Raw genomic sequence first — 14241 nt, forward strand, 5'->3', positions numbered from 1 at the left:
ATATTAATTACCTAAGATAATCAATTCTTCTCGTTGCGGTCCTGTAGACAGATATTTGATGGGTATATTTAACTCTTCTTCCAAAAAGGAGATAAATAGCTTCAGTTCTTTTGGAATTTGTGCCTTCTGATCGATTTTACCCAAAGGGCTAAGCCATCCGTCTAAAAATTTCCAGATTGGCTTTGGGGCATTGTCTACGCATTTCGGTGCAGCTAAGGTTCTTGTTTCACCATCTGTCTCATATGCTGTACAAATTGGTACCTCGGACATTCCATTTAGAATATCTGCCTTTGTCAGTACCAGATCGGTCACACCGTTTAACATGACAGCATATTTTAATGCAGGTAGGTCAAGCCAGCCTACTCTTCGCGGCCGTTTGGTATTGGATCCAAATTCACCACCTTTTTCACGCAGCTCATCGGCAAGGGAGCCTGTGATTTCTGTTGGAAATATGCCGTTTCCAACACGGGTACAATAGGCTTTGGTAACACCATAAATCTTATCGATAAGCTTAGGCGATACGCCTAAACCTACACATGCTGCGGATGCGATGGTGTTTGAAGAGGTCACATAAGGATAGGTACCATGATCGATGTCCAATAATGTGGCCTGAGCACCTTCTGCCAGTACCTTTTTATTGTTTTTAAGCGCTTCATTTATGCTGATTTCTGTATCCGTAATTTGTAACTTTTTAAAAAAACTGCAGGCCTCCAGAAAATTATCATATAATTCTTGTACCGGCGGCATATCCTGACCCAAAGCCTGTAATTCGGCATATTGTTTATTTAAAATTTGGAAAACATAGGTTTCGAAATCTTTGGAAAAGATATCCCCCACGCGTACATTCTGCCGAAGTATTTTATTGGAGTAGGTGGGTGCAATACCATTTTTAGTCGTTCCGATAGTGCGATATTGTAGCGATTCTTCCAGGTACATATCCCAGTACTTGTAAGTGGGCAATACAAGATGGGCTTTCTCTGAAATTAGGATTCGATTGATTATTTCTGTGTCGGAAATAATGGATTGAAGTAATTTCACCTCCGCTTGGAGTGCCAGAGGATCGATCACTACACCAGTACCAATAATATTTTTGATATGGGGATAAAAGATTCCTGAAGGAAGTAATTTGAGGGTGATCCGTTTGCCATTATGGTAAATACTATGCCCAGCGTTTGCCCCGCCATTAAACCGGGCAATAATGTCATAATCACGGCTGATCAGATCAATGATCTTTCCTTTTCCTTCATCTCCCCACTGGAGTCCGATTAAAATATCCATAGTACTGTTGTTTTGAATTTACGGATCAAAATTAGTGCAAAGTAGGAAAGGGACAATTGCCATTTGACAAAAAAGCAAACGATGGTGTTTATTCCCTGAAACATCGATCTAAGGGGAGCCAGATCAGTTTTAACCTAGTTTCTGTCCGAGCTGTTTGATTTTATATAACCATTTATTCCGCTTTGTTGTATCCGAAGTCTTTATAATTCCGATGTAAGTGACTTTTACTGGTGATATACCACAAAATAGTAGGGTAGATCTTTTGAGTTGATTTACACTCGGTCTACCATAGACCAGGGCATAATACCAACCGGGTTGGTCCAGAGTTGTTATTATCCTTGCCGATTTTCCTTTGAGTAATTTGTCCCAAAAAAGCGAGTTTTCACGGTACTGGAAAGCAAAGCCAGGTAGAAAGAGTCTATCGATAAAACCTTTCATAATAGCAGGGAGGCCGCCCCACCAAACGGGATGTACCCAAACTAAATGTTCGGCCCATAGAATATCTTCCCAGGCTTGCAGGAGATCTGGTTCGAGTTCTGTTCGCTTCTGGTATCCAAATTGGAGATTGGGATTAAAATTCAAATCTGCAATATTAATCGATCGAACTTCCGCTCCAGATTCTTCGGCACCATCTTGATATGTTGCAGCAATGCCAAAATTGAAGGATTCCCTATTGGGGTGACCGTTGATGATAAGTATTTTCTTCTTCATGTTATTCTTCTGATAACACAAAAGTAGAGGTGCTGGTACTTGAATTATAGGACAAATGTCTAAAAAGTAATTTCACTGCGGATCCGGCTTAAATGCCGTTGTGTGATGCCCAGGTAGGACGCTAAATACTGCAATGGTATTTGTTGTACAAATTCGGGCTGATCTCGGAGCAAGACCGTATAGCGTTGCAAAGCAGTTTCTTTCTGCAATTGAAAGATACGTTTTTCAAGTTCCAGGTATTGCTGTTCAGCAATCATTTTAAGATATTTTGTCCATACTAGACTTTCGACGGCAAGTTTGTCAATAGCACTTTTTTTGATAACCCAGAGTTCGGCGGGGCTGAGGGCCTGCATGGTTTCAACACTTGGTCCACCTGTAATAAAAGAGGAGTAGGCAGCGATCAAACTATTGGGAAATCTGAAACAATAGGTAACGTCTTCGGCACTTGAGGTTGTATAATACGAACGAAAGATTCCGGATGCGATGAAGGCTACCTCGTTACAGGGTTGATTCTCCTTGACAAAATAGTCATTTTTGTTCAGCCTTCTGAATTCAAAAAGCTGAACAATCTCGGTAATTTCTTCCGGATTGAAGAGGCCTAAAGACCGAAAGTAAGCTGCTAACATAGGGATCAAACTTAGATAAATTGCTTTAGTAATACAAAATAAATCTGCTAGGATCCACCTCCCTTTCTCATTGTGTGATTATTTTCTTGATCAATACGATTTGTCCCAAATGATAATAACTATGCTCAATCACGCCCTCCATATTTCTCAAATAGGAACCATATTTCTCATCAAAAAAAGGCTGGCTAAAAATTTCTGTATCAAATTGCTCGATTTTATCTGCAAAGCGCTCAGCATTTCTGATAAAATCATGCCGGAGTTCATCCCAATCTGTCTTACTGGTTATTTCGGGTAAATCAAAACTGTATTTATCATTAATTTCCAGCTTTCCCGTTTCAAATGCGGCAAGCAATCCCTTTAAGTAATAATTGATGTGATAGGTGAGTGTGGCAATCGTATTCAAATTGTTGATCTTGAGGATAGCCTGTTCCCAACTGATATCTGCTAGTTGTTCTTGGTAGTTGGTATTTGCAATCCAATGACCATTTAATAAAACTTCTCTAACTCTGCTTGCAATAAATAGCTGCTTTTCCATTTCCTGTTAAAATTTTCTATTGATTAGTATTCCTTTGTTTTTGATAAAAAATTAGATTTTTTAAAGTAATGTTAGTATCGTAAGGTTTATATCGTTTTTATAATTCTAATTTACATACAATTTTCTTATTCTTCATCTTGGGTTAATCTCTTGTTAATAAGACTTTTGTTTTTTTGTGCAAAGTCATTGTTACCAATATATCATGTTTGCACTAACCGGAAAAGATTTAAGAAATGTTTGGGATCAATTTGTAGAAGATGAATGTGAGGAATCCTTTTATACCTTATACAAACATTATTACCATTATCTTTCTTACTTGGGACTGAAAAAGAAAATGTCCATGCAGCGTATTCAGGATAGTGTCAATGATGTGTTTTTACATCTTTGGGAGAAAAAGAATGGCAATCGACAAATACGCAATCATCATAATTATATTATTACGGTATTCTTTCGAAAGCTCTTTCGTAAAGAAACGCTTCAACTGACGGATTTGGATTTTTCGGAAGAAGTACATGATCCAGCTATCCATCAATCTGTCGAAGAGCAGTATATTCGTACCGCAACAACAAATACTGTCGCACAATTGGTTCAGGAACATCTAGAGCAATTGGGAACGAAGCAACGTTTGGTAATTTATCAACGTTTTTTTCTTGACCTCTCTTATCAGGAAATTGCGGACGCCAATCAAGTTTCTATTCATACCATTTACAATACGATCTATAAATCGCTGGAAAAGATCAAAAATAATCTGTCTAGTGAACAAGAAATCTTCCTTAAAGTAGCCGTAGGCTTACTTTCTTCATTTTTATTGATTTTTTCTTAAAAATAAGTAGTGAAAAAATGATGTCCCTCGCTCTATTGGATAAATTACAATCAGAGCGGAATGGACGAACTTAATTTACAGGCCTTATTGCAAGATGAATCTTTTGTCAACTATTGCAGGAGAACAGAGAAAGAGGATATCGAGAAATGGGAAAAATGGCTGCAAAAATATCCAGAACATCAACAATCCATTGCGGAGCTAAAGGAGACTATTTTGGCGATGGGATATTATGCCGGAGAGGTATCCGTTCAGGCAAATTACTTCCGTTTACAACAGCAGATAAAAAAGCATTCTAACCAGAACCGTTTTAAAGAAATTGGTAAAACCTTCTGGTTTAAAATTGCTGCCGCAGTACTTGCTGTAGGTGCTGTTTCACTGTTTTTATTTCGACAACAAGCCCCTAAAGAAACAACAGAAATTGTCCAACATATTGGTTCTCCAGGACAAGATGCTGCACTGTTGACTTTAAAAGATGGTTCGGTAATTTCCTTAACTGACATTCGCAATGGGAGTGTTGTTGCGCTTCAAGGTGGGGTGGAGATTCAGAAGAACAAAAACGGTGAGTTGGTTTACAAAGCGGTAGAACAGGATGGTGCTGCAACTGCGGCGGTCAATAAAATAACTACCAACAGAGGTAATCAATATCAAGTGGTTTTGCCTGACGGATCGAAGGCTTTTCTGAATGCAAATTCCACGTTGACTTATCCATTGAAGTTTGCAAATGATGCGCGAAGTGTGCGTATGACGGGCGAAATTTATTTTGAGGTAGCAAAGATGGAAAGGGGAACGGATAAGAAACGAATCCCTTTCTATGTGGAAACGGCAGAACAGAAAATAGAAGTACTCGGAACTCATTTCAATGTCAATGCCTATCAGGATGAACCCTATACCACTACAACACTGCTGGAGGGAAGCGTACGTGTGACTTCTTTAAAAATAAATGAATCTGTCCTATTGAAACCGGGACAAAGAGCATTATTAAGTGAGCGGTTGCGTATCGATGATACTGATATTTCTCAGGACGTCGCATGGATAGCGGGGGACTTTGTATTCAAAGGTGAAGAATTGGGTAGTTTACTACGTAAGATTTCAAGGTGGTACAATGTGGATGTGGAGTGTCCACAGCGGCTCAATAAACTCAAATTTGATGGTATGGTATCACGGTCCCAACCGCTCTCCACCATCATGGACATGTTACAGACAACTGGGAAGGTAAAATTAACACTAAATGGAAGGAGGCTTATTGTGATAGATTGACCTATCTAATCTACGATAAGCTAAATAAAAACAACCAAAGGTGCTGGTAACACCCTTGGTCAATGTGTTAAGCTTATCGATAACGTTGCGATTCAATAATCATCAAATAATATTAACTACAACAAATATATGAGTTTTTATCAATGCATGCGTGTTATGAAAATCACCATGGTATTTTTAACTTGTTTGTTGGTGAAAGTCAGTGCGTTTACTTATGGTCAACGGATTACACTCAACAGGCAAAATAGCAATATCCCAACTATTTTAAAAGAAATAAGGCAGCAGAGTGGCTATGATTTTTTTTATGATAACGGCTTATTTAATCGTGCAAAACCCGTTAACATCAGTCTCAAAAATGCAACTGTTGAGGATGCGTTAGATATCTGTTTTGCAGGACAACCATTTGGTTATGTCGTGAAGAATAAATTGGTTGTCGTGACGGCATCGTCTTTAGGTCAGGAAAAACCAGCTTATGTATCACAACAGCAACTGCTTTCCGGACGGATAATAGACCAAGAGACCAAGCGGGCTTTGGCAAGTGTTTCCATCCGGGTTAAGGGAACATCGGGCGGAACAAATTCTGATGCCAATGGTAACTTCTCTTTGACGGTCGCTAAAAGTCCCGCAACATTGGTTGTTTCATATTTAGGCTATCAAACAAGAGAGCTGGAAGTCAAAGAGGGACAGGCAAACCTTGTTATCGGTTTAGCACCACTTGCAACAGCTCTAGAAGAGGTCACTGTTCAGGCAAGGCGCAAAGTTAATACCGAAACTGCAGTATTGGAGGAACGGAAGCGCTCATCTATTGTGCAGGACGCGATTTCTGCCGAATTGATCGAACGTACAGCAAGTATCACGACTACACAAGCTTTACAACGTGTCACCGGAGTGACCGTAACAGATGATAAGTATATTGCAGTAAGGGGATTAGGAGATAGATCTGTGATCGGGCAATTGAATGGTGTCCGATTGGCATCTTCAGATCCTGATCGTAGTGCTATCCCGCTGGATCTCGTTCCTGCTTCCCTTCTGGACAATATTACGGTATATAAAACAGTTACTCCAGATAAGCCAGCGGATGCTGCTTCGGGTATTGTTGAACTGAAAACAAAATCTGTACCGGATAAAATGACATTCGAACTTATCGCCCAGACTGGTCTCAATTCGAATATCGGTCTAGGTGGTAATTACAATAGTTTCTGGAACAGTGAAATGGGAATATTGGGAACGCGAATTAACAAAAAGGATCTATCTTCTGATTTCCTGGATCTAGCAAAACAATATCCCAATGGACTGAGCTCCATTCAAGACAGGATTGCCAACAGCAACTATAGTCCTTCGGGATATCAGGAAGTTAACCGCATCAATGGTATTATGAAAAGCTTTGATCCGGTCATGACGACACGATATCGCCGGGCACCTATGAATCAGCTCTATTCAGCCACGTTTGGAAATAGCTACGACGTCTTTGGAAAACACAAATTGGGACTTGTTGTCGGCGGAAATTATTACCGAAGGATTTCTGATACTTATCAAGGCGAGTTGACACAATACAGCATCTACCAAGGTGTCGTGACAGGCAATCCAGATATATTTAGTTTTAGAAATATTCCCAATTATATTACACCCAATAGTTTGTTTATGGGGAAATATCAAACCTATAAAGAGAATACGGGGACGGAAACGCTTAATTATGGTACACTTGTAGGTGTTACTTATCGTTTCAGTACACAGCATGAAATCAGCATGCAATATTTGGGTAGCTGGGGTGGTGAGTCCATAGCCACCAATTTGAATGGACGTTATGAATATTCCGGATTACCCGGAGAAGTGAAAAGTACAATCCATTCCTTAAAACAGACTTTTCGGAATCTGAATACCTTTAATCTACAGGGAGAGCATAAATTTTTGAAAGATGAATTCTCTCCACGATTGAGCTATAACGTGGCAACTTCAAAATCCACGCAAAATGATCCAGATTTTAGATTTGTGAGCCTTGTCGATTATACGCCTAGGGGTGGGGGATGGTATAGACGGCCCATTATCGGAGATCAAGCCGGATCTGATGGTTATGTCTATTCTGAACACCTTTATGCACTTACATCGGGTTATGTCAACGGATTTGGAAATTATGGCATTATTCAGGCTGAACCCAATGGTCGGAGATGGCGAAATTTAAATGAAGATAATTTTAATGCAAAAGCAGATTTAAATTTTCCTTTTAAGCTGTTTGGAGAAAAACAATTGCTAAAGACGGGTTTCAATTATTTGTTCAGAGACCGCAAATTTATGGAAAACCAATTGTTTCTACCGGGATCAAATTTTACAGGCAATAAATCCATTCCATTGTATGATGTTCAGGGAAATCTGGACCGTTTGGTCAGCAACGAAATCGTTGGTGTTGTACTACCAAAGACGGGACAGGGGGAAGGAATGATGCCAATTGGAGGTTTCTTATATAACAGCCAAAAATCACCGAACAATTACAAAGGTTATTTTGAGACTAATGCGCTTTATGGTATGTTGGATCTTAAAATTGCGGAGCGGCTTCGTCTGGCGGGTGGTGTGCGGTTTGAAATGACCAATATTGGATCAGCTGTAGATACAGCCAATGTATTTTTAGACCCAGCACTTACCGCAGCATCTCCAGATGGAACACGCATTCCTCTGGATCCAATCAATCCGAATTCTGTATACAAAACTGGCTACAAACCTTTTTATTCAGTCAATGCTACTTATACGCTCAACGATAATATGAATTTTCGTGGAGCTTTCAATACAACCTTGGCAAGACCAGAGTTGAGAGAGATTACGAATGTCTTTGAATTTGATGCCTTTCAAATGGGATTGGTTGTTGGTAATCCTAATCTGAAGAATCAATATACACAAAATGCGGATTTCCGTTGGGAATGGTTTCCCGAAAAAGGAGAGGTTATCGCTATTTCTGCTTTTGGAAAACGTATCGAGAATCAATTGGTCAAAGTCTTTAATTTAAAAACGGAGGGTCTGGCTGCAACTTATCCTGAATTTCCAACAATTCAATTCCAAAATGATGGTAATATCGGTAAGGTGTGGGGACTGGAGTTAGAAGTTGTTAAGAATCTCGGAACTTTATATGATCCTTTGAAAAATCTGTTTCTCGGTACCAACCTCTTGTTGGCACAAAGTGAGATAAAAAAATCTGCTGAACGCTATGAAGCGAATCGCTCCCTTGATCGGTACACGCCTAAAAATAGTCCATTATTCGAACAAGCACCTTATTCCATCAATGCTTGGTTAAATTATGACAATGACAAATCGGGAACAGATCTGACCTTGACCTTTAACATGGTCGGAGAACGTCTGGTACAGATCAACTTGACTGGGGAACCGGATCTGTATACACAACCTGTACCTTATCTTGATTTTGTATTCTCACAAAAGCTTAATAGACGAATCTTGTTTAAAGGTTATGCCAAAAATATCATTAATCCTGCAATAAAAACAGTTTATGCAAATCCACAAACAGGTGGGAAATGGTACGGAAATGAATACATCAACCGGAGCTACAAACGCGGTGCGGAAATTATGATCGGTTTTACCTATAACTTATTTTAATGTAATGAAAATCAATGTGTTTAAGGATATATGCTGGTGGTTTTTGGGAATAACAGTTTTATGTTCATCCTCTTTTGTCGCTTGTAAAAAAGAAAAGTTGGACGTTATTATCGACAACCGCCCTGTGACTGAAAATAGGCCGAATTCGAATTCGAGAATTGTTAACTTATTCGACTACAATCAGCTTATCGCTAATGGTGATAGCCTGACTAATTTTGTGGTATTACATCCGTTGCTTCCGGGTAATCATAAATACCCAGGTACATCGTATTTCCCAACGGATGGACGTTTGGGGAAAATATGGCCCATTCCACAAGATCTTTTCAACCAGAAGGAAGAAGCCGAATTGAGCTTTTCCGCTCGTTATTATGCCGGTTTTGGCTTAAATCATGACCTCAAAGTCAATGTGAATAATAGTTATGAGATACCCAAGGACTATTTTTTGCTGCCGACGATGTTTATGAATGGTCAACCTGATGTTGTCTCTTTGGAGCGGAGCGCTACTAGTCCAAGTAAACCCGATCATTTCAAGATTAGGATTGTAAATCTAGCTGGAGCAATTAAAAATCCCCCCAGCGGATTGACGGGGCCTCAGGAGAATTTAGTTGGAGCGATATCATTGGCTTATGCCGATGGAGCTTTGGTCAGCCCAAAGACGAATACAATATCTGTTGCCCAGAAGGCCTCAGAATATATCGAATTGCCTTACGGGACTTATCAATTCAAGGTATTGCTTCAGGATGGGAGACCGCTTCCAGCATTGGGGACGGAACGACATGAGTATGGTCTTATTGATTTGCCGACTTCTACTATTCCTGAAAATCATGCCAAGTCAACTAACCTGGTTTACGCACCAATTCAGAATTTTCAACCCGGTGGAGTGTATACGATTGTAGTTGCTCCACAGCAATTTAGTTACATCTCCAATGAATTGGATGAAACTGTGAATGTCTATCAAAATTCGTTTCAAATTATTACAGATATCGCAGCACCGGTAAACCAGAGTTATCTTCGGATACAGGGAGTCAATGCCTACAAAGATCAGTCCATCGGATTTAGGATCGATGGGAAAACACTCGCATCGGGGCTCGACTTTGGAAACGTGAGTACTTATGGCGTTTTTACCCAAAAACAGCATACGATTGAGGCAATTGACAATTCAGGAAATGTACTTGCTTCCTTAAATCAGGATTTACGGAGCAACCAAAACTATACAGTTTGGCTCCATCCTGATCAAAATGGAAAAGCTCAACTGTTGCTGATTGCCAATGATCTTAGTGGCACACTTCCATTACCGGCAGAAGATGATGGTACTTATAGTAGACTCGCTTTTAAGTTTTTCTTTTTCAATCGTTTCTTAAATCTATCTATCGGGAACCCCTACATCACGTTTACGCTTCCAAATGGGCAGCCTATCGGAAATAGTTCGAATGCGAATCTTCAACCTGGTATTCCTTCGCTGAATATGCCTTACACAAATATGAACGCGATGATGAAAGCATACGAGATTATGGCTTACCGATCTAAGCCCGATGTGGTACCCGGTGTGTGGGCTGAAGATATCGATGTACTGAAATCAACAGACTTTATAGCAGATAAATCGCTTTATACAAAAATCAAAAGAGCATTACCTGCTCACGAACCGGGAATTTATACCGTAGCATTAATTGGAAAAAGCGGAGCTGGAGCATCTGCTAAAGAGAAAGCTAAAATGATCATTATCAAACATAATAAATAATGAAAAGACAAAGAATACTACATTGTGTAAGCATGTTGGGCATTTTTCTCATCCTGTTCACGGGCTGTACCAAAATTGATTATACACAGATCGATGAGCCCGCTTACCTCCGGGTTTTTAATAATATCAACTATGTACAGACCATGGGGAGCAAAGATGACAAGGTTCCTTATTTCTGTATGCTTATCAATCCGAAGACCGGAGCTGATGGAAAGTTTACCGGAGCAGAAATTGTCGGTGATTTTTTGGACAAACGGGATCCTTATGCGCCACCCTATCCTTCACATATCGGTAACAGTAATAGTCTAAGTAATCCGGAATATCCGGGAAAAGAGAATGTATTGGTTGGCCCAATCTTAAACGGATTTGATCTGAGTAGCTGGGCACAGATTCCATCTGGAGAGGTTCGTGTTGTATTCGCTTACCGCCCCAAAAATACAGTTCCATTCTTTGAATTGGAAGAACGCTTAAAAAATGACATACTGATAGATACGGTAATCAATCTGCAAAGCAAAGAAGTCTACACACTGCATCTCCTGCAAAAAGATTTTGTCAAAAAAGATCATGGAATTTTGTTACGTCAGGAGAACTTCTATAAGCTTCCCTTATCCGATTCATTGGTCTATGTCAACTTCTATAACATGAGCGCGAAAGGCTTTTGGGAGGCTGATGCCAATTTAAAAGATGATGATTACAAACTGGCAAGTTTTAAGTATGGGATCAAGGATGAAATGAATGTATTTATGTCACTTTATGAAAGCCAGGAAGAGTTGAGCCATTATGCCGCCACGGTAAAAGGCTACCGTGGTAAATTTATGACGACGGTCAAACGCAATACAAGCACTAATGCTGTAAGCCCTTATGTAAGTTTTCCGCTATGGGCAAGTAATAAAGCGAATGGCATCCGAACTGATATATGGCAGCGATTTGATTTTTTTACACCTGGAATGAATCCTGTGACGAATCCCTTTTATGATAGTGATAGCAATACAGGAAGCAATTGGGCAGTACTCAACTGCCTTTTAAATGGAAAGGTTAGATTAACAAGTAATGAGAATGGAACGTTGCTTCCAAATCTACTGGTCAATGTGCATTCAGGAAAAGACAATCCGCACACTTTTGCGACGGTCAATACGATTGAAGTTGTCAATGGACGAGTATACTTAACGACGATACAACGAAAATATGCACCGCCAATCTATTAAACATAAGCTGAAATGAATCGAACAAATAATTGCGAAATAAAATATAAGATGTCTCAGATGAAGTGCTTAGGTTGTTTTTTTGTATGCCTGTTTATTTCTATCCTACAAAGTTGTAAACATGACAATCTTACTATGCCTGTGCCGAATGAAAATATACGGCCAGCAGCGGATTTTATTCATAATAATTATGAAATGCGTCTCTTTGATGCTGCACTCCAAAAGACAGGAATGACTGCAGAGCTCAATGGAGAAGGGCCATTTACTGTCCTTGTACCCAATGATCTTGCATTTAACGAAATCGGGATATTTCGTCCGACAGATTTTGACAAGATGAATAAAGATAGTTTGCGACGGATCATTGCCTACCATATTCTTCCCCGACGTCTTTACTTACGCGATATTCCGAGCAACTCCGTCGATTTTCGGTATGCAACACGTGAAGGATCGGAATTATATGCATCCTTAGGCTCACTTATGCCAGGAGCAACTGCGCCGACCAATGCGTTGTTTTTCAGTGGTGCAAAGGCAATCCGTAAAGATGTGGTTTTATCCAACGGTGTCTTGCATGTGCTCAATAAGTTGATGAAGCCGCAGTTCGAAAAAAATATTCAGGAATGGCTGAGTGATAAGAAGGAATATATGGTGTTTGTCGCTGGGCTGAAGAAGTTTGGCCTGTGGGATCAACTGGCCAAAAAGGGACCATTTACAGTATTTGCGCCAACAAATGAGGCTTTGGAAAAACGAGGGGTAACGATGAGTTTTTTGGAGGGTGCTAATCCTGAACAATATATAGGCGAGGTGCTCTTTGGTGCCTATATCATGTATGATAAACATTTCTTCATATCTGATTCACAGGTATTCAACATTATTAATTCAAATGGTTCTTACAAATACCATTTAAAAGATAAAGTTCATTACATGGAATATTTTGCGGATGAAGCTTATCCAACATGGAAATTGAGTTACAATATGAGGCTCAGGAGCAACGATATGTTTAATTCGATTATCCTGGCCGATATAACTTATTCGGTAGCTGCCAGGATGGATTATCTATGCAGTAACGGTGTGGTACACGATTTAGATAAGGGGCTGGTAAGCCCTGATCAGGCTATTAAAAAGGAAGAAAATGAAAAATAAATCAATCAGGGGCACGCGATATATTTTACTGATTTGGGCGGTAAGTTTACTTGTCATGTCCTCTTGTAGTAAGACCGAATTTATGCCTGATCTTGTGGGAGAACAGGTACCTTATCAAAATGAGGCAACACAGGATCTCAGCCAGTTGTTGGCAAAACATAGCGAAGCAAAAGTGTTTTTAGCAGCATGGCAAAAAAGCGACATACTAGCACTCATTAAAGCTGAGGGCATTCATACGAAAGTTACCATTTTGGTTCCAACTGATAATGCACTGAAGCAAGCTGGAATAACTGCGGAGACCATTCAAAAAATGACAAAGGAAGAGCTTACTGACTTTATTCAGTTTTACTGCTTTTGGGGTGAGTTTGATCAGACTAAACTTGGTCAATATAGCCTGATGGTGCGCTCAATGTTAAAAAATTCAAAATATCGGGTTCCATTTTATGATAACGAGGAACCTGTGGGAAGACGTTATGACTCATATTATTATAGACATTATCTGGCAGTAAAAGACGGGAATCTGCTTGTCAATGGTAAATCTGTAGGCAAATTAAGCTATGAGCCGGCGACAAATGGTGGTATCTATTTCATGGAGAAATTTGTTCAAAAACCTACTAAGACAACACTGGAAGCTTTAATTGCCGATGGAAGATTTACTTTTTTTATTGAATCACAACGTTTGGCCGATGATGCTTTTTTTGAGAAGATGTTAAATGATATTGAGCCACTGATGGGCTATCGGATGACAAAAGAGGAGTTTTTGAGTTACTTCCCTAGTGCCAGATATTCCTATAAAAATGACTGGGAACCAAACATGGAGCCAAATCATGAAGAAATAGCCAATATGACCCTGACAACATTATTTGCACCTACGGATGATGCATTTAAACGCGCGGGTTTTAACAGTGTGGAAGACATCTTAGCATTCAATGCTAAGAGAGGTGATGTCAGGTTTGATGATTTATATTTTGAACCACGAGGAGCATATCCAACAGATACCCTGTTTAACTATCATCGCAATTGGGGACGGTTGTTTGGGACAAAAGATCCGGCCTACGGTCTTGCCATATCTAACAATACCGTATTCTACAGCAACGATCTGGATCCGGTCCTGCTAAATGATTATTATATCAACATCGGCGGTTCGGGACAGGTTCAATATGCTTATAAGATGCCATTTGCTTTCTCTCGAAATTCGAACCAGAACCAGATGAAGATCAAAAATGCGGAGCAGCTACCAGTCAATATTGTAGAATCGGATATCAATACCCTTAATGGACCTATCCATGTACTTGATAATTTGTTAATTCCGAAGGTATTCAAACTTAAATAAA

The 14241-nt window shown here is 39.7% G+C and carries 11 protein-coding genes; 7 read left to right on the plus strand and 4 right to left on the minus strand.

The features are described 5' to 3' along the window. Window positions 1-3: 3 nt before the first annotated feature. The 4 genes from DFQ12_RS13795 to DFQ12_RS13810 all read right to left on the minus strand — a co-directional run bounded on the left by DFQ12_RS13795 (window position 4) and on the right by DFQ12_RS13810 (window position 3150). A complete protein-coding gene (locus tag DFQ12_RS13795; protein WP_120259639.1) occupies window positions 4-1278 on the minus strand; it encodes an adenylosuccinate synthase in 1275 nt (424 codons plus the stop codon). 129 nt (window positions 1279-1407) lie between these two features. After that, on the minus strand, window positions 1408-1989 hold the full coding sequence (locus DFQ12_RS13800; RefSeq protein ID WP_120259640.1) for an NAD(P)H-dependent oxidoreductase: 582 nt from the start codon (window positions 1987-1989) through the stop codon (window positions 1408-1410). A 59-nt stretch (window positions 1990-2048) separates the two neighbouring features. Then, entirely contained in the window at window positions 2049-2615 is a 567-nt protein-coding gene (locus DFQ12_RS13805) for a Crp/Fnr family transcriptional regulator (protein ID WP_120259641.1), read from the minus strand. A gap of 67 nt (window positions 2616-2682) precedes the next feature. Then, window positions 2683-3150, minus strand: coding sequence for a DinB family protein (locus DFQ12_RS13810; protein ID WP_120259642.1), 468 nt, complete (start codon window positions 3148-3150; stop codon window positions 2683-2685). Between the two features lie 202 nt (window positions 3151-3352). On the opposite strand from DFQ12_RS13810, the gene DFQ12_RS13815 reads away from it, so the two are divergent. From DFQ12_RS13815 to DFQ12_RS13845, 7 genes are all read left to right on the plus strand, one after another. Then, window positions 3353-3973 carry an RNA polymerase sigma factor gene (locus DFQ12_RS13815; RefSeq protein WP_120259643.1) on the plus strand — a complete coding sequence of 207 codons (621 nt, stop codon included), beginning with the start codon at window positions 3353-3355 and terminating at the stop codon, window positions 3971-3973. A gap of 60 nt (window positions 3974-4033) precedes the next feature. Then, a complete protein-coding gene (locus DFQ12_RS13820; RefSeq protein WP_120259644.1) occupies window positions 4034-5230 on the plus strand; it encodes a FecR family protein in 1197 nt (398 codons plus the stop codon). 129 nt (window positions 5231-5359) lie between these two features. Beyond that, window positions 5360-8827, plus strand: coding sequence for a TonB-dependent receptor (locus tag DFQ12_RS13825; RefSeq protein WP_244211745.1), 3468 nt, complete (start codon window positions 5360-5362; stop codon window positions 8825-8827). A gap of 4 nt (window positions 8828-8831) precedes the next feature. Further along, the gene (locus DFQ12_RS13830) at window positions 8832-10565 is read left to right on the plus strand and encodes a DUF4397 domain-containing protein (protein WP_120259645.1); all 1734 of its coding nucleotides are present in this window, start codon (window positions 8832-8834) and stop codon (window positions 10563-10565) included. Continuing rightward, window positions 10565-11770, plus strand: coding sequence for a hypothetical protein (locus DFQ12_RS13835; protein WP_120259646.1), 1206 nt, complete (start codon window positions 10565-10567; stop codon window positions 11768-11770). Before DFQ12_RS13830 ends, DFQ12_RS13835 begins: the two co-directional genes overlap by 1 nt. Before the next feature lie 132 nt (window positions 11771-11902). Then, the gene (locus DFQ12_RS13840; protein WP_167457274.1) at window positions 11903-12907 is read left to right on the plus strand and encodes a fasciclin domain-containing protein; all 1005 of its coding nucleotides are present in this window, start codon (window positions 11903-11905) and stop codon (window positions 12905-12907) included. Then, the gene (locus DFQ12_RS13845; protein ID WP_120259648.1) at window positions 12897-14240 is read left to right on the plus strand and encodes a fasciclin domain-containing protein; all 1344 of its coding nucleotides are present in this window, start codon (window positions 12897-12899) and stop codon (window positions 14238-14240) included. The genes DFQ12_RS13840 and DFQ12_RS13845 overlap by 11 nt, the downstream gene beginning before the upstream one ends. Window position 14241: the final 1 nt, after the last annotated feature.

This window comes from Sphingobacterium detergens (genome assembly GCF_003610355.1).
GTDB lineage: Bacteria > Bacteroidota > Bacteroidia > Sphingobacteriales > Sphingobacteriaceae > Sphingobacterium > Sphingobacterium detergens.

Bases quoted from the DNA above. Each gene is read 5' to 3' on its own strand.
- DFQ12_RS13795 (WP_120259639.1), bottom strand. From the start codon at position 1,278: ATGGATATTTTAATCGGACTCCAGTGGGGAGATGAAGGAAAAGGAAAG.
- DFQ12_RS13800 (WP_120259640.1), bottom strand. From the start codon at position 1,989: ATGAAGAAGAAAATACTTATCATCAACGGTCACCCCAATAGGGAATCC.
- DFQ12_RS13805 (WP_120259641.1), bottom strand. From the start codon at position 2,615: ATGTTAGCAGCTTACTTTCGGTCTTTAGGCCTCTTCAATCCGGAAGAA.
- DFQ12_RS13810 (WP_120259642.1), bottom strand. From the start codon at position 3,150: ATGGAAAAGCAGCTATTTATTGCAAGCAGAGTTAGAGAAGTTTTATTA.
- DFQ12_RS13815 (WP_120259643.1), top strand. From the start codon at position 3,353: ATGTTTGCACTAACCGGAAAAGATTTAAGAAATGTTTGGGATCAATTT.
- DFQ12_RS13820 (WP_120259644.1), top strand. From the start codon at position 4,034: ATGGACGAACTTAATTTACAGGCCTTATTGCAAGATGAATCTTTTGTC.
- DFQ12_RS13825 (WP_244211745.1), top strand. From the start codon at position 5,360: ATGAGTTTTTATCAATGCATGCGTGTTATGAAAATCACCATGGTATTT.
- DFQ12_RS13830 (WP_120259645.1), top strand. From the start codon at position 8,832: ATGAAAATCAATGTGTTTAAGGATATATGCTGGTGGTTTTTGGGAATA.
- DFQ12_RS13835 (WP_120259646.1), top strand. From the start codon at position 10,565: ATGAAAAGACAAAGAATACTACATTGTGTAAGCATGTTGGGCATTTTT.
- DFQ12_RS13840 (WP_167457274.1), top strand. From the start codon at position 11,903: ATGCCTGTGCCGAATGAAAATATACGGCCAGCAGCGGATTTTATTCAT.
- DFQ12_RS13845 (WP_120259648.1), top strand. From the start codon at position 12,897: ATGAAAAATAAATCAATCAGGGGCACGCGATATATTTTACTGATTTGG.